At 70.4% G+C, this 21,511-nt stretch carries 26 protein-coding genes; 10 read left to right on the top strand and 16 right to left on the bottom strand.

What is annotated here, in order from left to right:
- The first annotated feature begins 75 nt into the window (after positions 1-75).
- The 3 genes from HHL11_RS04245 (at position 76) to HHL11_RS04235 (ending at position 2,645) form a co-directional block, all read left to right on the top strand.
- Positions 76-552: a MarR family winged helix-turn-helix transcriptional regulator gene (locus HHL11_RS04245; RefSeq protein WP_169417192.1), complete on the top strand. Its 477-nt coding sequence runs from the start codon at positions 76-78 to the stop codon at positions 550-552.
- Positions 549-2,162: an AMP-binding protein gene (locus tag HHL11_RS04240; RefSeq protein ID WP_169417191.1), complete on the top strand. Its 1,614-nt coding sequence runs from the start codon at positions 549-551 to the stop codon at positions 2,160-2,162. The genes HHL11_RS04245 and HHL11_RS04240 overlap by 4 nt, the downstream gene beginning before the upstream one ends.
- A 126-nt stretch (positions 2,163-2,288) precedes the next feature.
- A complete protein-coding gene (locus HHL11_RS04235; RefSeq protein WP_169417190.1) occupies positions 2,289-2,645 on the top strand; it encodes a hypothetical protein in 357 nt (118 codons plus the stop codon).
- Between the two features lie 51 nt (positions 2,646-2,696).
- On the opposite strand, the gene HHL11_RS04230 is transcribed toward HHL11_RS04235, so the two are convergent.
- Both HHL11_RS04230 and HHL11_RS04225 read right to left on the bottom strand, forming a co-directional pair.
- On the bottom strand, positions 2,697-3,929 hold the full coding sequence (locus HHL11_RS04230; RefSeq protein ID WP_169417189.1) for a sensor histidine kinase: 1,233 nt from the start codon (positions 3,927-3,929) through the stop codon (positions 2,697-2,699).
- A complete protein-coding gene (locus HHL11_RS04225; protein ID WP_169417188.1) occupies positions 3,919-4,650 on the bottom strand; it encodes a response regulator transcription factor in 732 nt (243 codons plus the stop codon). Before HHL11_RS04225 ends, HHL11_RS04230 begins: the two co-directional genes overlap by 11 nt.
- Positions 4,651-4,745: 95 nt before the next feature.
- Here HHL11_RS04225 and HHL11_RS04220 point away from each other — a divergent pair, with 95 nt between their 5' ends.
- From HHL11_RS04220 to HHL11_RS04190, 7 genes are all read left to right on the top strand, one after another.
- Positions 4,746-5,285 carry a phosphatase PAP2 family protein gene (locus HHL11_RS04220; RefSeq protein WP_169417187.1) on the top strand — a complete coding sequence of 180 codons (540 nt, stop codon included), beginning with the start codon at positions 4,746-4,748 and terminating at the stop codon, positions 5,283-5,285.
- Positions 5,286-5,357: 72 nt separating this feature from the next.
- A complete protein-coding gene (locus HHL11_RS04215) occupies positions 5,358-5,936 on the top strand; it encodes an undecaprenyl-diphosphatase (RefSeq protein ID WP_169417186.1) in 579 nt (192 codons plus the stop codon).
- A gap of 77 nt (positions 5,937-6,013) precedes the next feature.
- Complete coding sequence (locus HHL11_RS04210) at positions 6,014-6,676, top strand: response regulator (RefSeq protein ID WP_169417185.1); 663 nt, start codon at positions 6,014-6,016, stop codon at positions 6,674-6,676.
- Positions 6,673-7,980: an ATP-binding protein gene (locus HHL11_RS34800; protein WP_169417184.1), complete on the top strand. Its 1,308-nt coding sequence runs from the start codon at positions 6,673-6,675 to the stop codon at positions 7,978-7,980. Before HHL11_RS04210 ends, HHL11_RS34800 begins: the two co-directional genes overlap by 4 nt.
- Before the next feature lie 120 nt (positions 7,981-8,100).
- Positions 8,101-8,487 (top strand): response regulator, encoded by a 387-nt coding sequence (locus HHL11_RS04200; RefSeq protein WP_169417183.1) that lies wholly within the window; start codon positions 8,101-8,103, stop codon positions 8,485-8,487.
- A gap of 107 nt (positions 8,488-8,594) precedes the next feature.
- Complete coding sequence (locus tag HHL11_RS04195) at positions 8,595-8,984, top strand: response regulator (RefSeq protein ID WP_169417182.1); 390 nt, start codon at positions 8,595-8,597, stop codon at positions 8,982-8,984.
- A gap of 45 nt (positions 8,985-9,029) precedes the next feature.
- Positions 9,030-9,242, top strand: coding sequence for a hypothetical protein (locus HHL11_RS04190; RefSeq protein ID WP_169417181.1), 213 nt, complete (start codon positions 9,030-9,032; stop codon positions 9,240-9,242).
- A gap of 13 nt (positions 9,243-9,255) precedes the next feature.
- On the opposite strand, the gene HHL11_RS04185 is transcribed toward HHL11_RS04190, so the two are convergent.
- From HHL11_RS04185 to fliF, 14 genes are all read right to left on the bottom strand, one after another.
- Positions 9,256-10,611 carry an MATE family efflux transporter gene (locus tag HHL11_RS04185; RefSeq protein WP_169417180.1) on the bottom strand — a complete coding sequence of 452 codons (1,356 nt, stop codon included), beginning with the start codon at positions 10,609-10,611 and terminating at the stop codon, positions 9,256-9,258.
- 27 nt (positions 10,612-10,638) lie between these two features.
- A complete protein-coding gene (locus tag HHL11_RS04180) occupies positions 10,639-11,775 on the bottom strand; it encodes a tetratricopeptide repeat protein (protein WP_169417179.1) in 1,137 nt (378 codons plus the stop codon).
- A gap of 7 nt (positions 11,776-11,782) precedes the next feature.
- Positions 11,783-12,550 carry a sigma-70 family RNA polymerase sigma factor gene (locus HHL11_RS04175; RefSeq protein WP_240980001.1) on the bottom strand — a complete coding sequence of 256 codons (768 nt, stop codon included), beginning with the start codon at positions 12,548-12,550 and terminating at the stop codon, positions 11,783-11,785.
- A gap of 4 nt (positions 12,551-12,554) precedes the next feature.
- Positions 12,555-13,277, bottom strand: a complete 723-nt coding sequence (fliP, locus tag HHL11_RS04170; RefSeq protein WP_169417178.1) for a flagellar type III secretion system pore protein FliP — start codon at positions 13,275-13,277, stop codon at positions 12,555-12,557.
- A complete protein-coding gene (locus tag HHL11_RS04165; RefSeq protein WP_169417177.1) occupies positions 13,274-13,723 on the bottom strand; it encodes a flagellar biosynthetic protein FliO in 450 nt (149 codons plus the stop codon). Before HHL11_RS04165 ends, fliP begins: the two co-directional genes overlap by 4 nt.
- A gap of 1 nt (position 13,724) precedes the next feature.
- Positions 13,725-14,072, bottom strand: coding sequence for a FliM/FliN family flagellar motor switch protein (locus HHL11_RS04160; protein ID WP_240980000.1), 348 nt, complete (start codon positions 14,070-14,072; stop codon positions 13,725-13,727).
- A 35-nt stretch (positions 14,073-14,107) separates the two neighbouring features.
- Positions 14,108-14,878 carry a FliM/FliN family flagellar motor C-terminal domain-containing protein gene (locus HHL11_RS04155; protein WP_169417175.1) on the bottom strand — a complete coding sequence of 257 codons (771 nt, stop codon included), beginning with the start codon at positions 14,876-14,878 and terminating at the stop codon, positions 14,108-14,110.
- The gene (locus tag HHL11_RS04150) at positions 14,878-16,053 is read right to left on the bottom strand and encodes a flagellar hook protein FlgE (RefSeq protein WP_169417174.1); all 1,176 of its coding nucleotides are present in this window, start codon (positions 16,051-16,053) and stop codon (positions 14,878-14,880) included. The genes HHL11_RS04155 and HHL11_RS04150 overlap by 1 nt, the downstream gene beginning before the upstream one ends.
- 9 nt (positions 16,054-16,062) lie before the next feature.
- Positions 16,063-16,464 carry a flagellar hook assembly protein FlgD gene (locus HHL11_RS04145; protein ID WP_169417173.1) on the bottom strand — a complete coding sequence of 134 codons (402 nt, stop codon included), beginning with the start codon at positions 16,462-16,464 and terminating at the stop codon, positions 16,063-16,065.
- A gap of 673 nt (positions 16,465-17,137) precedes the next feature.
- Positions 17,138-17,593 carry a flagellar export protein FliJ gene (locus HHL11_RS04140; RefSeq protein ID WP_169417172.1) on the bottom strand — a complete coding sequence of 152 codons (456 nt, stop codon included), beginning with the start codon at positions 17,591-17,593 and terminating at the stop codon, positions 17,138-17,140.
- On the bottom strand, positions 17,590-18,912 hold the full coding sequence (locus HHL11_RS04135; RefSeq protein ID WP_205964205.1) for a FliI/YscN family ATPase: 1,323 nt from the start codon (positions 18,910-18,912) through the stop codon (positions 17,590-17,592). Before HHL11_RS04135 ends, HHL11_RS04140 begins: the two co-directional genes overlap by 4 nt.
- Positions 18,909-19,613 (bottom strand): FliH/SctL family protein, encoded by a 705-nt coding sequence (locus HHL11_RS04130; RefSeq protein ID WP_169417171.1) that lies wholly within the window; start codon positions 19,611-19,613, stop codon positions 18,909-18,911. Before HHL11_RS04130 ends, HHL11_RS04135 begins: the two co-directional genes overlap by 4 nt.
- Positions 19,595-20,092: a hypothetical protein gene (locus tag HHL11_RS04125; protein WP_169417170.1), complete on the bottom strand. Its 498-nt coding sequence runs from the start codon at positions 20,090-20,092 to the stop codon at positions 19,595-19,597. Before HHL11_RS04125 ends, HHL11_RS04130 begins: the two co-directional genes overlap by 19 nt.
- A complete protein-coding gene (fliF, locus tag HHL11_RS04120; protein ID WP_169417169.1) occupies positions 20,089-21,507 on the bottom strand; it encodes a flagellar basal-body MS-ring/collar protein FliF in 1,419 nt (472 codons plus the stop codon). The genes HHL11_RS04125 and fliF overlap by 4 nt, the downstream gene beginning before the upstream one ends.
- Positions 21,508-21,511 lie beyond the last annotated feature (4 nt).

The following is a 21,511-nucleotide window of genomic DNA, read 5'->3' as shown; positions in this document are numbered from 1 at the left end:
CCCGTCAGGAAGCCCCGGTTGCAGCGCGATTGCTTTAACCCTAAACTATTTAGACAGAATCGAAAGGACGGCTCCATGGACCTCGAAGCCCGCGCCCACAGCGAGCACCCGGAGGCGCTGCGCCTGTGGCTGCGGCTGCTGACGTGCACGCAGCTGGTGGAAAAGCAGGTACGCACTCTCCTGCGCGAGCGTTTCGACACGACGCTTCCCCGCTTCGACCTGATGGCGCAGCTGGAACGCGCGCCCGCCGGCCTGAAGATGAACGAGCTGTCGCGCCGCATGATGGTCACGGGCGGCAACGTCACGGGCATCACCGACCAGCTGGTCACCGAAGGCCTGGTCGAGCGCATCGACGTCGAGGGCGACCGCCGCGCCTACCGGGTGCGCCTCACGCCCAAGGGCCGCAAGTTGTTCAACGACATGGCCCGCCAGCACGAGGACTGGATCGTCGAGGCCTTCTCCTCGCTGAACGAGAAGGACATCGGCACGCTGCACAAGCTGCTCGGCAAGGTCAAGGACCACGCCAGCACCCGCCAGGAGAGCGCTGCATGACGTCCGCGCAGACCGACCGCTTCGTCCACGACCGGCTGCCGGCGCCGGAAGCCCTGCCCCTGCTGCGTTTCGACCGGCCGGAGCTGCAGTTCCCCGCGCAGCTGAACGCCGTCCACGAGCTCCTGGACCGTGCCGCCGACAAGGGCTGGGGTGAGCGCCCGCTGCTGCGCTCGCCCCGCATCACCCTCAGCTACGCCGACGTACGCGACCGCGTGGACCGCATCTGCCGCGTGCTGGTGGAGGACCTCCGCATGGTGCCCGGCAACCGCGTGCTGCTGCGCGGCGGCAACTCCATCGGCATGGCGCTGGCCTGGCTGGCCGTGGTCAAGGCCGGCGGCGTAGCCGTGGCCACCATGCCGCTGCTGCGCGCCCGCGAGCTGGGCGACATCATCGACAAGGCCCAGCCCACGCTGGCCCTGTGCGACAGCAAGCTGCTGGAGGAACTGGAGCTCGCGCGCCAGGACCGCCCGGTGCTGCAGACCGTGGTCCCCTTCAACGCGCCCAACGAGCCCGGTTCGCTGGCCGTGCGCTCGGCGCAGAAGGAAGGCGACTTCGAAGCTTGCCCCACCGCAGCGGAAGACATCGCGCTGATGGCCTTCACCTCCGGCACCACCGGCAAGCCCAAGGCCGCCGTGCACACGCACCGCGACGTGCTGGCCGCCTGCGAAGCCTGGCCGCGCCACCTGCTCCAGGCGACGCCGGAAGACGTCGTCGTCGGCACGCCGCCGCTCGCCTTCACCTTCGGCCTGGGCGGCATGCTGGTGTTCCCGATGTATGCGGGCGCCTCCGTCTACTTCCCCGAAGGCCCGTACACGCCGGAGTCGCTGGTGCGCACGATCCAGGAAGCCGGCGCCACCATTTGCTACACCGCGCCCACCTTCTACCGCCTGGCCGCGCCTTTCGCGCGCGACCTCGGCATCGGCAAGCTGCGCGCCTGCGTCAGCGCCGGCGAGAGCCTGCCCGATGCCACGCGGCAGCTGTGGAAGCAGGCCACCGGCATCGAGATGCTCGATGGCATCGGCGCCACCGAGATGTTCCACATCTTCATCTCCTCCGCCGGCGCGGAAGTGCGGCGCGGCGCCATCGGCAAGGCCGTGCCGGGCTACAGCGCGAAGGTGGTGGACGACGACGGCCGCGAAGTGCCACGCGGCACCGTTGGCAAGCTGGCCGTGATCGGCCCCACCGGCTGCAAGTACCTGGACGACGCGCGCCAGTCCAACTACGTCAAGGACGGCTGGAACTATCCCGGCGACGCCTTCCTGCAGGACGACGACGGCTACTTCTTCTACCAGGCCCGCGCCGACGACATGATCATCACGGCCGGCTACAACGTGGGCGGCCCGGAGGTGGAGGACGCGCTGCTGAAGCACCCCGCCGTCGCCGAGTGCGGCGTGATCGGCAAGCTCGACGAGGAGCGCGGCATGATCGTCAAGGCCTACTGCGTGCTGCGGCCGGGCCATGCCGGCGACGCGGCGATGATCAAGGCGCTGCAGGACCACGTGAAGGCGTCGATCGCACCGTTCAAGTACCCGCGCGAGATCGAGTTCGTCACCGCGCTGCCGCGCACGGAGACGGGCAAGCTGCAGCGCTTCAAGCTGCGCCAGCTGTAATTGCGCACCTGAGGCACGGGCGCCGTGCGAGGCGCGGTCCTACCCCCGGCGCGCCGGTCCGCGTACTTGGCGGCCATGGATTCCTTCCCTATGTTCGACCTGTTGAAACCAGGAAAGGAAAGACCCATGAAATCCTCCAAGCACATCGTGTCCATCCTGTCCGCCACCGCGGTGCTGGCCTTGGGCGGCGTCGCGTTCGCGCAGACCTCGAACAACTACGGCTCGACCACGGGCACGGCCACGACGGCGAACACGCCCGCCACCACCGGCAGCACCGCCATGAACAACGGCACGACCGCGAACGACACGAACACCATGGGCGCCAATGCCAGCAGCGGCACGACGGCCAGCAGCAACGCCAGCGGCACGAACCCGGACATGAGCTCCAGCAAGATGGGCTCCAGCAACAGCGCGATGGCTTCGGACCACAGCGCCGGCTCCAGCTCCAGCACGACCAAGAAGGCGCGCCGCGACCGCAACTGAGCGCCGCAAGCGCAAGGAACGAAAGAGAGGGCCGTCGGCCCTCTCTTCCATTTACGGGGCCAGCCCGATCTCGAAGCAGCAGCCACCCACGTCCGATGCGCTCAGCGTGATCGACCACCCCAGGTGCGCGCACACGCGCTGCACGATCGCCAGCCCGAGCCCGGTTCCGGGCACGCTGGTGTCAGCGCGGACGAAGCGCTCGAACACCTGGCTGCGGATCGCCTCCGGCACGCCCGGACCCGAGTCGCTGACCAGGATGCGCCCGCGCTCCAGCGTCACCTGCACGCGGCCCTGTTCGGTGAACTGGCAGGCATTGCGGATCAGGTTGCCGAGCGCGATGGCGATCAGCTCCGGCCGCCCCGCCACGCGCTCCTCGTGCTCCACCTGAAGCTGCAGCTGCACGGGCTTGCCCTGCAGCAGCGGCCGGCAGCGTTCCATCTCGCGCTGCACCAGCGGCAGCAGTTCCACGCTCGGCGCGTCCAGCGCCTCGGGCGCGCGCGACAGCAGGAGCAAGGCGGCGACGCGATCGGCCGTCTCGACGGCGGTGCGCCGGATCCGCTCCACGGCTGGCAGCAGATCGGGCCGGTCGGCCAGCCGCGCCTGCAGCACTTCCGCCGCGCCGAGGATGACGGTGAGCGGCGTGCGCAGCTCGTGGCTGACGTCGCCGGTGAACAGCTGCTCGCGCGCCAGGAAGCGCTGCATCTGCTGCTGGTGCGCTGCCAGCGCCCGCGCCAGCACGCCCACTTCGTCGGCCGCCCCGAGCGCCGGCGCATCGTCCGCCAGCCGGCCTTCGCGCACCGCGTCCGCCAGGGCCACCACGGGCTGGATCACGCGCGTGGCTGTCATGCGCCCCAGCACCACGGCCAGCCCCATGCACAGCACGAAGGCGGCGGCCACGGCGCTCCACACCAGCGCCTCGAGCTCTTCGAAATCGCTTTCGTCATCGACCACGGCGAAGCGGCGGCCGGCGCGTTCGCGCACCAGCACGTGCAGCACGCGCTTGCCCTCGTCCACCTCGTGCATGCCCACTGGCAGATCACGCCATTGCGGGGGGATGGCCGCGCCCTCGTACACGCGCGGGTCGCCGGGCACCTCGCCGCGGAAGCCCTGCAGGTGGTTCGTGATCAGTTGGTCGGCCGCCTCGTCCAGCCGGTCGTTCAGCAGCCGGTCCTCGATCACCATCATGCTGGTGACGATGACCGCGGCATAGACGGCGCACAGCACGGCGGCCAGCACCAGGCAGGCGCGCACGATGCGCCGCCGCAGCATGCCTTCAGCTGGCATGCGGCGCGCCCTCCCCCGCCGCGGCCAGCCAGTAGCCGATGCCGGGCAGCGTGTGCAGCACCGGCGCGGCGAAGGGCTTGTCCAGCGCCGCGCGCAAGGCATGCATGTGCGTACGCAAGGCGTCGCTGGCCGGCGGGCTGTCGCCCCACAGTTCGCGCTCCAGCTCGGCGCGGGTCACCACGCGCGGCGCCGCGCGCAGCAGCGCCGCCAGCAGCTTCAGCCCGGTGGGCGTCAGGCGCAGCGGCACGCCTTCGCGGCTGGCCTGGAAGGTGCCGGGATCGAGCTGCACGCCGGCCGTGGCGAGCACGCAGGCCACGTGCAGGCCGCGCGCCCGCCGGTGCAGCGCGCGCAGCCGCGCGTCGAGTTCGGCCAGCGAGAAGGGCTTGACCAGGTAATCGTCGGCGCCGGCCTCGAAGCCGGCCAGCTTGTCGCGCTCGGTGTCGCGCGCAGTGAGCATCAGGATCGGCGTGGCCACACGCAGGCGCTGGCGCAGCTCGCGGCAGACTTCCAGGCCGTCCTGGCCCGGGAGCATCAGGTCCAGCACGATCACGTCGTACGCCTGCGCCGCGGCGGCACGCAGGCCGGCGGGCCCGGTGCGAGCGGAATCGATGGCGTAACCCATCGGCTCGAGGAAGCCGTACACATTGGCCAGGATGTCGGCGTTGTCCTCGATCACCAGGACCTGCGGCGCGGGCCCGGCCGCCTGCTGGGCGGTCTGCATGGTTCGCCTCCTCGTTGCTGGCGCAGCGGGCCATGATACGGCGGCCGCGCGGCGTTTACGCGTTCTTAACGCCCGCGCCTCTACAGTGCCGCCGCATGAAGCCTGCCCGTGCCGCTGCCGCCTGCGCGCTGTTCGCCTGCTGCGCGCTCGGCGCCCAGGCGCAGACCGTGGCCAAGCCCGACCCCTTCGGCGATGCCATGGAGTACGCCTTGCCCGCCGGCGCGGCCATCCTGGCCCTGGTGCATGACGACACCGAGGGCCTGAAGGGCCTGGGCTACACGCTGGTGCTGTCCCAAGGCACCACTGCGATCCTGAAGCCGGTGATCGACGCCAAGCGGCCGGACGGCACGGGTGAGGGCTTTCCCTCGGGCCACACCTCCGCCGTCTTCGCCTCGGCAGGCTTCGTCCGCCAGCGCTATGGCTGGCAGGAGTCGGTGCCCTTCTACGTGCTGGCCACCGCCACCGCCTGGAGCCGCGTGAACACCCACCACCACTTCGCCAAGGACGTGGTGGGCGGCGCCCTCATCGGTGAAGGTTCCGCGATGCTGGTCGGGCACTGGATGGGACCGCGCACGACCGCCTCGGTGGGATATGGGGGCGGCGGCGCCTGGGTGCGCGTGGCACGGGTCTGGTAGCTGGCGCAGGGCCCTCAGCTGGGGCTCAGGATGCGCGCGCATCATCCGGAGCCGCTCCCTGCGCCCGACCCCATGCTCCTGAACAACGTCCAACTTTTCGAAAGCATCAATGCGTCCGCCGCGACGCCCCACTCCGCCATCGCATTCGCGCTCGCCATCGCGCAGTGGCTGATCTGGGCGCTGCCCGTGGGCATGGTGCTGCTGTGGCTGCGCGGTGGCCAGGCGCAGCGCCTGGGCCTGCTGGAAGCCGCCCTGGCCACCTTCGTCGCGCTCGGCATCGGCCAGCTCGTCGCCCTGGCCTGGCCCGAGCCCCGGCCTTTCATGCTGCACCTCGGGTCGCAGTTCCTCGCCCACAGCGCCGACCCGGGGCTGCCCAGCGACCACACGACGGTGTTCTGGGCGCTCGCCTGGTCTACGCTGCTCGGCAAGCGGCTGGCCCGCTGGTCCCCCGCCTTGTTCGCGCTCGGCCTCCTCGTGGGCTGGAGCCGCGTGTTCCTGGGCGTCCACTTCCCGTTCGACGTGGCCGCGGCGCTGCCCGTGGCACTCGCCGGCGCCCTGGTCGTGCGAACGCTGCGGCAGCCGCTGCTGCCCGCCTACGGGGCGGCGCTGCGCTGCTGGGCCGCCCTGGCGCGTCGCGTCGTGCGGGCCTGATGCGGGCTCGTGCTGAGCACGATGGCGACACCATCGCCACGGTCGGCCGCTAAAGTAGCCCGGAGCCGGAGTCCGCCATGCGCATCCTCCTCATCGAAGACGACCCCATGATCGGCCGCGCGACCGCGCAGGCGCTGGTGGACGCGGCGCACGCCGTCGACTGGGTGCGCGACGCGGCCCACGGCACGGCGGCGCTGCGCGACAACCAGTACGACCTGCTCTTGCTGGACCTGGGCCTGGGCGCGGCCGACGGCATGGACATCCTGCGCACGCTGCGTCGCAGCGACCCGGCCCTGCCGGTGCTCGTCCTGTCGGCGCGCCACCAGCTGGACACGCGCGTCGACGTGCTGGACCTCGGCGCGGACGACTACCTGGTCAAGCCCTTCGAACTGAAGGAGCTGCTCGCCCGCATGCGCGCAGTGGTCCGCCGGAAGGCCGGCTCCGGCGCGCCGCTGCTGGCCTGCGGCGAGCTCACGCTCGACCCGGCTTCGCACGAGGCCGAGTTTCGCGGCGCGCGCAGCCGCCTGTCGGCCCGCGAGTTCGCGCTGCTCGAGGCCCTGGTGCGCCGGCCCGGCGCCATCGTGTCCAAGGGCGACCTCGAGGAACGCATCTACGGCTGGGACCAGAACGTCGAGAGCAACACCGTGGAGGTGCTGGTGTACGGGCTGCGCAAGAAGCTGGGCGCCGAAGTGATCCGCACGGTGCGCGGCGTCGGCTACATGGTGGACAGGGCGCCGTGAAGCGCAACTCGCTGCAGTGGCGGCTGTCGCTGGGCCTGTCGATCACGCTGCTGCTCGCTTGTGCCGTCGCCGGCGGCGTGTCGTTCGCCTGGGCGCTGCACGATGCCAACGAGATCATGGACGACCTGCTGCACGAGACGGGCGCGCTGATCGCGAACGGGCAGATGCACCTGCCTGCGCAAGCCGCGCAGTTGCCGGGCTCCGAACCGGACAACGACCTGCTGATCGTGCCGCTGCGGCCAGGCAGCGCCGCGCCGGCTCCGCTGGCGAGCCTGCCGGACGGCATCCACACGATCGAATGGAACGGCGGCGGCTGGCGCGTGCTGCTGCAGCCGCTGGCCCAGGGCGAGCGGGTCGCAGTCGCGCAGCGCACGCAGGTGCGCGACGAGGTCGCCTTCCACAGCGCGATCCGCACCCTGATCCCGCTGCTGGCGCTGATCCCGGTGCTGGCCTTGCTGATGCGCGAGATCGTGCGCCGCACGCTGGAGCCGGTGGGCCGGCTGGCGCACCACGTGGATTCGCATGCCTCCGCGCGCGCGGCGGCCTTGCCCGAGGTGGAGGTGCCCGCGGAGGTGCAGCCCTTCCTGCACTCCATCAAGCGGCTGCTGGGGGACCTGACCTCGTCGCTGGCGCGGCAGGAGCGTTTCGTCGCGAACGCGGCCCACGAGCTGCGCTCGCCCGTCGCCGCGCTGCGCCTGCAGGCAGCCAACGTCGAAGCGGTGCTTGATGACGACGAGGCACGTTCGCGGCTGGCCGAACTGCAGCTGGGGATCGCGCGCATCCAGCACCTGCTGGAGCAGCTGCTGTCGATGGCGCGGGTGGAGGCGCCGCTGCCCGCCGCGGCAGCGCCGGTCGGCGTCGCCGGCATCGCTTGCGACGTGCTCGCCGAACTGGTTCCGTCCGCGCAGGCGAAGGGCGTGGACCTCGGCATGGAACGTTGCGAGCGCGACGCCTGCCTGCAGGCGAGCGAACTCGATTTGCGGACGCTGATGCACAACGTGGTCGGCAACGCCGTCAAGTACTGCCCGGCCGGCGGCCGGGTCTCGCTGTCCGTGTATGTCGAAGCGGGCGACGCCGTCATCAGCGTCGTCGATGACGGCCCGGGCATTCCGCCAGCGGAGCTGACGCGCGCGTTCGAGCCCTTCTACCGCGTGCCAGGCGCCAGCGAAACCGGCAGCGGGCTCGGCCTGGCCATCGTTGCGGCCGTGGCCCACCGGTACGCGGGCCGCATCACGCTGGCGCCGGCCGCTGGCACCAGCGGCCTGCGCTTCGAGTATCGCCAGCCGGCGTGTCACGCGGCCTGAGCAGGCCGCGCCCACTGCTCGCCCGACAACTTCCCGGCGGTTCGTCAGTAACCCGCGCGACTTGGCGGCTGCAGAGCCAGCAAGTAAGCAGAATGTCTGCCACCGGCTCCGGAGTTTGCGTTGGACGTTCGCCTGTTCCTGGTCGAAGACTTGTGGAGCATGCGCACGCTGATCGAGGACGCCTGCACCGCCATCGGCGACCTGCGCATCGTCGCCAACGAGGGCACCGAGGCCGAAGCGCGCCTCTGGCTGCGCAGCAACGTGGGCGGCTGGGAGATCGCGGTGATCGACCTGGTGCTCGAGCAAGGCTCCGGCCTGGGCGTGGTGAGCGAATGCGTGCTGTGCCCGGGCCGAGGCCGCATCGCCGTCTTCAGCAGCTATGCCAGCCCGGGCATCAAGACGCACTGCCTGGGGCTGGGCGCGGACGCCGTGTTCGACAAGTCGGATACCGAGGCCTTCCTGCAATGGCTGGACGAACACAGGCGCCGCGCGCAGGCGGGCGCGTGAAGAAGGTGGAAGTGCTGCAGTCCTACAAGGCGGCCGCCACAGTTGGCGCCTAATCCCCGGACAAGCTGAGCCAGGGCTCTGCGAACCGGAGAAACAAGGAAACCGCCATGGACCCCATGCGTGTACTGATCGTCGACGACAACGAGGACGCCGCCCAGAGCCTGGCCATGCTGCTGGAACTGCACGGCCACGAAGTGCAGACCGCCAACTCCGGCCAGCAGGCCCGCGCGGCGGTGGAGCAGTTCCACCCCGACATCGCCTTCCTGGACATCGGCCTGCCGGACATGACGGGCTACGAACTGGCGGGCCTGCTGCGCGCCAAGCCCGACCTGTCCCACATGCGGCTGGTGGCGCTGACCGGCTGGGGCACGGCGGAGGACCGCGAGCGCACGCGCCGGGCCGGCTTCGACACCCACCTGACCAAGCCCGTCGATTTCGACCACCTGCAGAATGTGCTGGCCGAGTCACGCACGGCGGAAACCGGCGCGGGCGATTGAGGCCGCACAGCTTGGTTTCCGGCGACCCGGACATAGCATGAAAGAATGGACAGCATTCGCAAGGGTGACCGGGTGACCGCGGGTTCGGACGGACCAGTGATGACCGTGCTGGCGTGCTCGCAGCACACGGCAGTGTGCAGCTGGGAACAGGACGGCGCCGGCCACCAGGGCACCTTCGAACTCAGGGAACTGCGCAGCAAGGCCGCGCAGCCGGCACAGCAACAACCCCAGCCGGAGGGCGACGCCGACCAGCAGTGAGCCGCCCGCGGCGCTACACCAGCCGCGCGATGGGCCGCCGCTTCCACACGCCGTAGAAGTACAGCGTCTGCAGCACCAGCGCGCATGCGTAGGTGAGCGGGTACGCGACCCAGATGCCTTGGAGCCCCAGCGCGTTCTCCAGGGACCAGGCAAAGGGGAACAGCAGCAAGGCGATGCAGCCCAGCGAGATGCTGGTGGGCACGCGCACGGTGCCGGCCGCGCGCATGACGGCGGTGAACACGCTGGCCATGCCGAAGGCGATGCTGCCCCACACGGTGATGTGCAGCAGCGAGGAGGCCAGCGCGATGATGGCGCCGTCCTTCAGGAACAGCGCCACCGCGAAAGGCGCGGCCAGCGCCGCGACGACGGCCAGCCCGCCGGTCAGCAGCAGGTTCAGCCACAGGCCCACGCGCGTCACGTGGTCCACCTCCGCCAGCTGGCGCGCGCCGATGGCCTGCGCCGCGAACACCGAAGAGGCGATGGCGATGGACATGGCCGGGAACTGCACGTAGGCCATCACCTGGTTGACCGCGCCCCAGGCGGCGGTGGCCTGCGAGCCGTGGCGGTTGACCAGCGAGAGCATGCCCACGTCCGCCGCCGAACTGGTGATGAAGAAGAGGCCGGTGGGGATGCCCAGGCGCGCCACCGTCTTGAGCAGCGGGCCGTTGAAATGAAAGTAGGGGCGCAGCGCGCCGAACGCCACCATGTGCTGCTTGCGGTGCAAATGCCACCCTAGCCACGCCACAGCGGCGCTGTTGCCGCACAGGCTGGCCCAGGCGGCGCTGGTGACGCCCAGCCGCGGCAGCCCCAGCCAGCCCAGGATGAAGGCCGGCGTCAGCGCCACCCACACACTGCTGGCCACCAGCAGCGCGCGCAGCGGCGTCACCGAGTCGCCCAGCCCGCGCAGCACCGCCGCCGACAGCAGGTGCAGGAACAGCGCGGGCAGCGCCAGCAGCAGCACGCGCGCATACGCGATCGAATCCGGCAGCACGTCCGCCGGCGTGCCCAGCGCGCGCATGAGCGGCGCGATGCCCAGCTCGCCAACCCCGGCGACGATGCAGGACAGCGCCAGTGCGCCCACCAGCACCGTGCCCGCCACGCGCCGCACCTTGTCCGGCTCGCGCGCGCCCCAGGCCTGGCCGATGAGGATGGACGCGCCGGCGCCCAGGCCGATGACGAAGCCGATGCAGCACATGAAGAGAGGGAAGAAGCTGACCGCCGCGGCCAGAGCGCGCGCACCGAGCAACTGGCCCAGGTAGATCGTGGTGATCGTGCCCGCGAGCGCCTGCAACACGTTGGTGAGGACCAGCGGGCCGAGAAAGACCAGGAAGCGGGTCCAGAGCGGACGGGCATGCGGGGTCGGCTGCATGCCGGCATGGTAGCCGCCGTCCCGCGATCAGCGCTTCGGCATCGAGTCGCGCAGCTTGCCGCCGAAGAAGCCAGGACGATCGAGCAGCCGATGCGCCAGCGCCTGCAGGCGCGCGGCATCGCCAATCTCGCCACGCAGCAGCGCCTGCGCGAAGCGGCCGGTGACGTTGCGCGGGTCCAGGCGGGCGGCCAGCGCGAGCTGCCCTTGCGCGGCCTCGCGGTGGCCGCGCAAGGCGAGCACCAGGCCCACCGCGCCATGGCTTTCGGCGAAGTTGCGGTCCAGGGCCAGGGCCTGCGCAAAGGCCTGGTGCGCGCCCGGCAAGTCCTGCTGCAACAGGCACGCCCAGCCCAACGCATGCCAGCTCCCGATGTGCCGCGGGAGGGCCTGCACCGCCCTTTCCAGCTGCGCCTGGGCCAGCGCGAACTCGCGCGCCTGCAGGCTGGCGAGGCCCAGCATGGACCAGGTCCGCCCGTCATCCGAGTTAGCCTGCAGCGCCTGCGCCAGCCAGCCGCGCGCCGACTCCACCTGCTGCTCCGCCAGCGCCACGGTGGCCCGCGCCACCAGCGCTTCCGGGTGCATGGGATGCACGGCGAGCGCCGCTTCGGCCAGCGTGCGGGCGGCCGCGAAATCCTCGGCATCGACGGCCAGCAGGCTGGCCACGCCGCGCAAGCCTGCCGGCAGCCGCGCCGCCTCCTGCTGTTGCAGCCAGGACCAGGCGTCCTCCACCAAGCCCGATGCATGCATCGCGCGCAGCCAGAGCGCCTGGATCGCTTCCAGCGGCTGGGGAGCGCAGTCCCTGGTCAGCCAAGGCTCCAGCAAGCTGCGGCAAGTCTCGGCATCGCCCTGGAGCAGGCGCACATAGGCGAAGTCATGGGCCAGCACCGGATGCTCGCCTTCGGTGGCCGCGAGTTGCTGCAGCAGCTCCGCGGCGCGCTCCAATTCGCGCCGTGCGATGCACAGGCGCGCCTGGCGGAAGCTCCAGGCCGCCGGATCCAGCCGCAGCCGGCTGGCGGTGGCGAGATGCGCCTGCGCCTCTTCGTGCGCACCGGCGGCAATGGCGCTGTCGCAGGCGTCGGCCAGCAGTGCCGGGTTGTCCGGGTCCTCGGCGAGCCAGGCCTGCAGCTGGCCCAGGCGGGCGGCGGAAGAATGCGTGCTCGCGTCCATGGCATTCTCACAACGCCACGGCCGCGCCATCGCCCAGGCAGGCGCGCAAGCGTTGCAGCGCGCTCTTGTGGACCTGCGAGATGCGGCCCTTGGTGAGTTGCAGCATGGTGGCGATCTCCTCGAAAGGAAGGTCCTGCAGGTAGTGGCTGCGGATCACGGTGCGCTCCTGCGCGGGCAGCGCTTCCACGGCCTGCAGCAGGCTTTCGCGCAGTTGCCGCACTTCGGCATGGTGGTAGAAGGGCAGCGACTCGGCGCGCTCGCCGGGATGGACCAGGCCGGTCCCTTCCAGCAGCCAGGCGAGCGCCAGCCCCACGCCGACCTCCGCAACGTACGCGTAAAGCCTGTCGCCGGTGCCGGCGTCCCGCGCCATCTCCTTGGCGGCCTGCACGCGCTCGGCCCGCAGGCGCTGCCGCGCCGAGATCTGCTGCTGCTTTTCCGACAGGCGCTCCAGGCCGTTGAGGATGGCGCCATGCATGCGGCGGGCTGCGAAGGTGCGGAACAGCGCGCCGCGATCCGGGTCGAAGCGCTCCAGGGCCTCGAGCAGGCCAATCGAGGCGTACTGCAGGTAGTCGCCGAATTCGACCTCGTCGGTGTAGCGCCGTGCATAGTAGGTCGCGGCAACGATCCGGGCGTAGGGCATGTGCAAGGCGAGCAGCCCCGCACGCGCCTCGCCGTCACCGCTCGAGCGCAGGCGGCGCCACAGCGCCAGTTCGTGCGCGGCCGCCGGTGGCATCTGCGCCGGCGGGAGACCCCGAGCCGCAAGCGTCGCGTCCATGGCATCAACGGAAGCTGCCGACCAGCGCCTTCAGGACCAGACTCCAGCCGTCCACCAGCACGAACATCAGGACCTTGAGCGGCAAGGCCACCGTGGTCGGCGGCATCATCATCATCCCCAGGGCCATCAGGACGCTGGAGACGACCAGGTCGATCAGGAGGAAAGGCAGGAACACGAGAAAACCGATCTGGAATGCAGCCCGCAGTTCGGAGAGCATGAACGCGGGCACCAGCTGCACGTTGCTGATGTCGTCCATGCCTTGCGGCACATCGGCCTTGGAAAGTTCCACCATCAAGGCGAGGTCCTGCTCGCGTGTCTGGCGCACCATGAACTCGCGCAGGGGCGCCGCGCCCTTGTCATAGGCCGCCTCCATCGGCAGCGTGCCTTGCATGAAGGGCTGGAAAGCCTCCTGGTTGGCTCGATGCAGCACCGGCGCCATCGTGAACAGCGTGAGGAACAGGGCCAGGCCGATCACCACGGTGTTGGGTGGCGTTTCCGGCATGCCCAGGGCGTGCCGCAGCATCGCCAGCACGATCACGATGCGCAAGAAAGCGGTGACGCAGACCAGCAGCGCCGGCAGCACGGCCAGGACCGTGAGGCCAAGCACGATGCGCAGCGTCTGCGAGGTTTCCATGCCGACCAGCGACGGGCCAGCCGGCGCCGCCTGCGCGCCCGCGGCCAGCAGCAGGAGCAGGATGGCTGCACCACGCCGAACCGCGTTGCTCATGCCCTCTCTCCCTCCGCGCTGCTCGCAGGCCGCCGGGCCAGCAGCGTCACCTGCTGTGCCGTGCAGGCAACGAGCAGCTCTTCGCCGTTCCAGCGGACGGCGTGCAGGCTGGCCTGCGCCGTCAGCGCCTGGCTGGAGATGCGCTCCAGGCCAGGGCGTCCGCCGTCAGGCCGAGCGATGCGAAGCCATGGCCAGCGCTGCCTCCGCATCACCAGCAGGCCGCCACCTGCCGCAGCGAGCAGCAGCACGCTGGAGGCGGCGAGCCACGGCGGCGCAGCCGGCGTGTCCGCCGCCCCGCGCCTCAGCGGCAAAGTCGTGGGCAGGACGCTGCTTGCTCCCACTCGCGCGGCCCGGACCGTCTCCTGCGCGTGGCCGCTTGCCGTCAGCGCCCAGCCGCAGGCGAGGAGCCACGGGGCGAGCCGGCGACGGCATGCGCGAGGGTCCATGTCACAGCTTCAGCGGAACCGGCAGCTCGGTGATGCGTACGGCGAAGCAATCGTCCACCGCCACCAATTGGCCGCGCGCCACGGTGCGCCCATCGAGTACGAGGTCCACCGGCTGGTCCACGCCGCGGTCCAGGGCCAGCACCTGGTTCTCGCGCGCTGCCAGCAACTCGCCCACCGTCATGGAGGCCGAACCCACGCGCACCTGCAGCTGCACCTTGACGCCGAGCAAGGGATGCGTGTCGGCGAGCAGCGGCGGACCATCGACCGCCCCGGCCACCAGTTCCTCGAAAGCAATGCTGCGCGCCCGCGGCCGCGGTGGCGTGCTCTCGTGCAGAAGGGTTTCGATCATCTGGCTCATGGCATCCCTCGTCCGCTGCGGCGCGCTCAGGCCGGTGCGAGTTCGACGGCCTTGGCGCCGCCTTGGCGGCCCAGGTGGGCGGAGAAAAGCGTGCGGCCTTCCTGGCGCACGTTCGCCGGTGCTTCCAGTCGATGCGGCAAGCGGATGACATCGCCGGGCCGCAGGTCGCGCAATGCGCCGAGCTGCAGCTCGCAGCCTTGCAGTTCGACCTGCAGCACGAACTCGCGCTGGAACAAGGCTTCGTGGACCGCGGCCAGCGGGCCCGCGCAGCGCGCGGTACTTGCGCCGGGGCGCGATCGCCAGGGCGCGGCAGCTGCCGCACCGATGACCAGCCGCCACGGCAGCGGCGCCGCCCATTCGGCCGTGACCGCGCCGGACCCCGGCACGGCGACTCCTTCCGGCGGGGCTTCCACACAGCTTGCGGGGGAAGTCAGTCCCAGCACAGTGGCCAGACGCTGCAGGCCATCGGCGCGAAACCGTTCCAGTACCGCCCGTGCCATGGCGCCTGTGCGGGTGGATCCGGGAAACAGCAACCCTGCAAGCACCGCTTCGTCCGCACTGCGAGAACCGAGCCAGGCGCCCGCACCGTCGCTGCCGCCGAACACATAGGCCGCCTGCTCCTGCAGGTCCGCGGCAACGGGCAGGCGGCAGTGCACCCGCAGCGCGCTGCGTTGCGCCGTCCATGCTGCCAGCCAGGACTCGGTGGCGTCCGTCAACACCTGCGCGAGCGATTGCAGGTGACGTTCGTCCCACCAGCGCAGTTCACGCCCGGTGTCGGGCGGCAGCCAGGCAACCATCACTTGGCCTTCATCCGGAACAGTTCCTGCAGCATGTCGTTGGCCGTCGTGATGACCTGCGACGAAGCCTGGTAGCCACGCTGCATCACCACCAGGTCGGTGAACTCGCGCGAGAGATCGACGTTCGACATCTCCAGAACGCCGCTGCGCACGGCCCCGAACCCTGCCTCGCCGGCAGCGCCGGTTTCCGGCTCCGCACCTTCGGCCGCGGCGAACTGGTTGCCACCTGCTTGTTGCAAGCCATCGGCTGAACGGAAACGCGCCAGCTCCAGGCGCGCGCCCTTCGCTGTCGCACCATTCGTATAGGTTGCCACCAGCGCTCCACTGTCGTCGAAACTGACCTTGCTCAGCGTGCCGGGCGCCCGGCCATCCTGGCTGCTCATGGCGAGCGTGGACAAGTCGCCCGAAGCAAAGGACGTGACGTCGCTGGAGAAATCGAGCGTGAGCTGGCGCGCGGAGCGGCCCGCCGGCTGGAAGCTGAAGGAGAGCTTCGCGCTCGCTTCCGTCGGCTTGCCGTCGACGAACACCAATTGCCCGGTGCCTACGCTGGAGCCGGCTTCCTGCACGTCGACGTTCCAGGCGCCCACGCTATCCGCGACGGGCGTGAACTTCACCGTGAGCTCGTGCTGCTCGCCGATGGCATCGAACACCTTCACGCCGCTGGCCGTGAAATCCGGCACTGTGCTGGAGAGATTGCCGGTGAAGCGCGCGCTATTGGTCGGCTCGCCGTCAATGCTGCGCAGGCCATCCAGGCGGATTCCCGTGCGCTGGCCGGCAGCGTCCAGGCCCATCACCTTGCTGCCATCCAGGCGGTTGACGAACACGCCGGCCTGGTCGAATTCGAACTGGCCCGCACGCGTGTACCGCGTTTCGCCCGCTTCGTTGCGCAGCACGAAGAGGCCTTCGCCATCGACGGCCAGGTCGAAGTCATTGCCGGTCTGCCGCAGTTCGCCCTGGCGCATGTCGAGTTGCGTTCCACCCGTCTGCAAGCCGTAACCGAGCCGCTCCGGTTGTTCACCGGATGAAGACGAAGCCGCGTAGAACAGGTCGGCAAATTGCAGCGTGGAGCCCTTGTAGCCGGGCGTGTTGAGGTTGGCGGTGTCATTGCCGATGACACGCAGGCCCTTGGCATAGCCGGCCAGGCCCGTCATGCCGACGTAGATGGAATCGAGCATCGCACCCCCTCAGCGCACGGCGCTCACCTGCGCGAGGCCCAGGTCCTCCAGCAGGCTGCCGTCACTGGTTCTCACGCTAAGCTTTGGCTGGTCGCCTTGCAGTGACAGGGAGGCGACCGTCCCTGTGATATTTCCGCTGTTGGTGGTGACGTCCACCTGCCGGCCGATCAGGCCGACCGATTGCAGCGCCGACTGATTGGCGATCAGCAGGTCCAGCTTGTCGTTCATGCGCTGCGTCTGTTCCAGCGCAGTGAATTGCGCCATCTGCGCCATGAACGCCTGGTTGTCCATCGGCTTGAGGGGATCCTGGTAGTTCAGCTGCGTCAGCAGGATCTTCAGGAAGTCCTGCAGCCCGATGCTGTTCGCGGAAGCTGCGGCAGCCGTGCTGCCATCGACGGAGCTGATCGCCATCATGGTTCCTTTCGTTCCTGGTAGAGGAGGCGGCCGTTGCAGGAGAGGCTCGCGATTCGCAGGCCTGTGCCTACGAGCCGCAATGCCGCGCGCGCGCTTTCGGTCGTCGCGCAGTGACTGCCGGGGATGCCCAGCCAGACGTGGACGCTGCCTGCATCACCTTCGACGTGGACATGCGGTCCGTGCGACGGTGAGGCGATACGAAGAGGCATGACGGGACGGGACGGCGCCGTTCCCGTGTCGCGAGCGGCGCCAGCGGTTCGTCGCACGGAGCCGGCGGTATCTCGAAGCGCTGGAGGCCCTTCGTCGATTGATGAGGCCGCCTCCTGGGCCAGGGCATCGGGTGCCTTCGACGAAGGCAGTGCAATGCAAGTGCGCTTCCCGGATGCACCCACCTGGTGTGCGGCGTCAAGTGCTTCACTGCCTCCCTGCGTTCCGCCTGGTGTCCTGGCGGGTTGGCTCGCATGGAACGCGACGGCCGCACCTTTCCGGGATGCGACGGCGATTGCAGACGGAGAAGCGTCGCGTTGCGCCAGTCCATCCGCGCGCCGGAACCAGCCGGCGGCCTGCGCGCGCTGCAGTTCCTGCTGCCACCCGTTTCCCACGGCTGCCTTCGGTGCCGGTGGCATCGCTGTCATGCGCGCAGAACGCACCAGGAACGGAATCCCTGCGCTCACCCGCGCTCTCCCGGCGACTGCGAGCCGCGCCGGGCGAGCCAGGCGAGATCGGCTTCCTTGGCTTCCATGCGTTGCTCTTCCCGCCAATACGCCACCGCCGCCTGCCCGCGCAGCCGCTCCATCGCATCCAGGCGCTTCCGGCAGCGCAGGCATTCGGCGCGGGCTTGCGCGATTTCGCGCTGCAAGTGCTGCTCCTGCGCTCGAGCCTGCGCGATGCGCGCCTCCATGGCGCACAGGTAGGCCAATGCCTGCGCGCGCAGGCCGGGATCGGCTTGCATGCGAGCCTGGGCGCCGACATGCATGACCTGTTCCGACTGCTGCCCCTCCAGCGCCGTGAGCAGCGCGGCAGCGTCCTCGCCGCCGCGTTGCAGGACGGCCAGCCGGCCCTGCGAAAGGTCCAGGTCCCATTCGAGCTTGCGCTGCAGCGGGAACAGCTTCCACTGGAATCTCATGGCTTGCCTTTCCCCGCCAGCGCCGCGCGCAAGCCGCTCAAGGCCTCCGCACGCGGCACGCCGCCCTCCGCCTGCTGCTGCCAGGCGCGCAGCCCGGGCTCGCGCTCCAGCGCCTCGTCGAGAGCCGGATTGCCACCGCGCTGGTAGGCACCGATCTCCACCATCTGCCGGTGCCGCTCCAGCAACGCGAGCCGCTGCACGGCGCTGGCGGCCAGCGCCCGTTCGGCTGCGTCCGCCAAGTCCGGAAAAAGTCGGCTGACACTGCGCAGCAGGTCGATGGCGGGATAGAGCCCTTGCTGCGCAAGCTCGCGCGTCAGGACGACGTGACCGTCGAGAATGGCGCGCATGCAGTCGGAGACGGGTTCATTGAAGTCGTCGCCTTCGACCAGGACGGTGAACAGGGCGGTGACGGAGCCTCCTGACGGGTGCGTGCCGCAGCGCTCGCACAGTTGCGGCAGCTCGGCGAAGACGGACGGCGTATAGCCGCGCGCCGTCGCGGGCTCGCCGGCGGCCAGCCCGATCTCGCGCCGCGCCATGGCCAGCCGCGTCATGGAATCCAGGGTCAGCACGACTTGCTGGCCGCGCTGCGCGAACCATCCCGCCAGCGCCACTGCCGCGTGCGCCGCGCGTACGCGGGCAAGCGCCGGCTGGTCGGCGGTCGCGACGACGACCACCGAGCGCGCCAGTCCCGCCGCTCCCAGTTGCTTGTCGATGAACTCGCGCACTTCGCGGCCCCGTTCTCCGACCAGCGCGACCACATTGACGTCGGCCCACACGTGCCGGGCGATCATCCCGAGCAGCGTGCTCTTGCCGACGCCGCTGCCGGCGAAGATGCCCACCCGCTGCCCCTGGCCCAGCGTCAGCAAGGCGTCGATCGCGCGGATGCCGCTTTCCAGCACGCGCGTGATGCGTGGGCGTGCCAACGGGCTGGGCGCGGGGTACCGCAGCGGGCAATGTTCCGGCAGTGCGGGCAAGGGGTGGCCATCGAGCGGCTGCCCGAAGGCATCGATGACGCGCCCCAGCAGGGCGTTGCCGGCCGCAATGGTGGAGCGCTGTCCCAGTGCATGGACCTCCGCCCCGGCTGCGATGCCTTCGAGGCTGCCGAAAGGCATCAAGGTGACGTGCCCTGCCCGCAAGCCGACCACCTCGGCCATCACGCCGCTGCCACCCGTCCGCGCCGCTATGTGGCACAGCTCCCCGACTTCCGCCTCGGGCCCCTCTGCCTCGATGGCGAGGCCCTGCAGCCTGCGCACCCAGCCAAGGCGCGGATGCAAGTCCGCGGCGCGCATGGCGTCGCAATAGGGGGCGAACGCGTTCATCGCGCGGACTGGCGCACGCCGCGCGCCGCCAGCAAGGTCTGCCGCACGGCGTCGAGCACCCGATCGAGCCGGGCATCGAGCGCCCCTTGCGTGCCGCGCACGATGCACCCTCCGGCCTCCACTTGCGGATCGGCGACACAGGGCAGGCCGGGTTCGACGTCCCCCTCGCGCAGCAAGGCGAGGTCGCCTGGATGCAGGTGCACGGCGATGGGCGGCGCACCGAGCCACTGCGACAGCAACGCCCGCACCTGCGTGGGCACGCTCTCGCGGTGCTGCGCAGCCTCGCCGATCACACGCGTGATGGTCTCGAAACAGAGCAGGACCATGTCGTCCTCCGCCTTCGCGGCGATTGCCTGCAGCGCCTGCTGCAAGGCCGAAGAGAGGCTGCGGAGTTCCTGCGCACGCTGTTCCTCAGCCTGCGCCACTTCGGACTCCCGCATCTGTTCGGCCTCCTGCGCCGCCGCTTGGGCAGCTTGCAGGCCTTGCTTCCGCCCATCTTCATAGCCCAGTCGCAGCCCTTCCTCCCGACCGGAGCGCAAGCCCTCTTCGTAGCCGCTGCGGGCGGCGCTCGCGACCGGATCTGCAGGCGGCGCGTTGCCTGCGGCCGGCCGGCTGCGCGCCAGCAATGCAGCCGTGCCATCCAGCCGAACCTGGCGCAAGACGATCTCGGGAGGGGAATGGATCATGGGGTTTGCCTCCATGGCAGGCGCCAACGCCGGCCGCGGCCCGCGCCAACAGGCGACCGCCGGGCCAACGCGTGCAGCGCTGCTTCACACATCGCCCGGTGCAGCAAGGCGCTGGGAGCCGCGTGCATCGCGCTGGCCAGGCGAGAGCGGAAGCCTTCGTCGCAATGTGCGAGCAGGACTTCGCGCCAGGCCTGGCCCGCCAGCAGGCGACAGGTAAATTCCGCTCCCTCGTCCTGCAGGCATCGCGCGAGCGACTGCCACTCATTGCCGGAGAGACGTGCAAGCCGCTCGGCTGGCGTTGCTCCAGGCGCCTCGGCCAGTGGCCGCAGCAGCGCATCATCCGGCGGGATGCCGAGCACTTCCAGTTCGGCCAGCATGTCCCGCAACGCGCCGACCTGCGCTGCCGGCAGGGCGGCGAGCACCCATTGCCGGTCCGCCGGCTGCATGGCATGGAGCAACAAGGCGGCCCTGCGTGCGCCAGCGGTGGCATTCATGGTGTCCGTCTCCCCGCGGCTATGGATACCGCTTCGACCGGCGCAGCCTCCTGCAACCAGGCTTCGACCCGCTGCAGCGCCAGCCGCCGCTGTTGCTCGTCCAGCACGAGGGGAGCGCTGGCTTGCCGGCGCCTGCGCAACAGCAGCACCAGCAGAACCGCGAGCAAAAGCAGCACCGCGCCCGCGACGAACGGCCAGGCCGGCCAGGACAGACCAGACGCGGCGCGTGGCACCACCTCCACGGGAGGCGCAGGCGCAGCTCCGGGCGCGGCAATGGCGGCAAAGGACTGCACGACCACCGTGTCGCCGCGCTCGAACGACGCACCGACGGCAGCCGCAACTAGCTTGCGCACCTGCTCCTGCTGCGCGGCGTCGAGCGCGGCACGCAGCACCGCCACCACCTGCAAGCGGCGGATCGATCCCGGCTGGCTCACGACCTGCTCGACGCGCCGGCCGGCCTGGTACTCCACGTCCCGCTGCACGCTGCTCCCGCGCAGGCCGCGCGCATCCATGCCGCGCGGCTCGGGCGTCGCGGTGTCGCGCGACGACTCCCGCTCGCGCACCAGCACTCCGGCGGCCGGACCGCCGCGTCCGTCCGGCGCAGCGATGACGTCTTCGGTGGTGACGCGCACCTGCTCCATGTTCAAGGTGGCGTCCACGCTGGCGAGCGCCTGCCCCGGACCGAAGGCGCGCTCCAGCACGGCGCCGGCCTTGCGCGAGAGGTAGTTCTCCGTTTCGCGCTTCAGGTCCAGCCGCGCTCCGCCTTCTTCGCCCTCCTGCGTCACGCGACTGAGCGCCAGGCCTTGCTGGTCGACGAGAGTGACTTCCGATGCGGAGAGCCCGGGCACGGCGGCCGCCACCAGCCGCTGGATGCCGCTCACCTGTTCGGGCCGCAAGCCTGATCCGAAGCGCAGCGCCAGCGTGATCGCGGCCTTGGGACGCGCGGATGCGGGCTTGAACAGACCTTGCTCCGGCAGCGCCAGGTGCACGCGCGCATCCTGCACTTCGGGAAAGGTCAGGATGGTGCGCGTGAGCTCACCCTGCAGCGCGCGCTGGTAGTTCACCTTCTGCGCGAACTCGGTCATGCCGAAGTCGCCGTTGTTGAACAGTTCGAAGCCGACGGCCCCGTGCAGCGGCAGGTCCTTGCCCATCAGCTTCATGCGGGTGGCGTGGACCTGCGAGCGCTCCACCAGCAAGGTGCTGCCGTTCTCCGCCACCGCGTAGGGCAGCTTCAGCTTGTCCAGTTCCGCCGCCAGCAAGGCCGCGTCCTGCTCGCGCAGGTCGGAAAACAGCACGGCCCGGTCCGGCCGCAACGCCCACCAGGAGGCGAAAGCGACGAACAGCAGGATCGCGACCAAGCCCGCCACGAGGCCTGCCTGCGCGCGCCGCCCGAGTGCGAGCCACCAGTGGTCCATGGCC

This window comes from Ramlibacter agri, assembly GCF_012927085.1.
GTDB classification, from domain to species: Bacteria; Pseudomonadota; Gammaproteobacteria; order Burkholderiales; family Burkholderiaceae_C; genus Ramlibacter; species Ramlibacter agri.
Note: the sequence above shows the minus strand (reverse complement) of the source record. Positions and strands in the feature narration are given on the sequence as shown.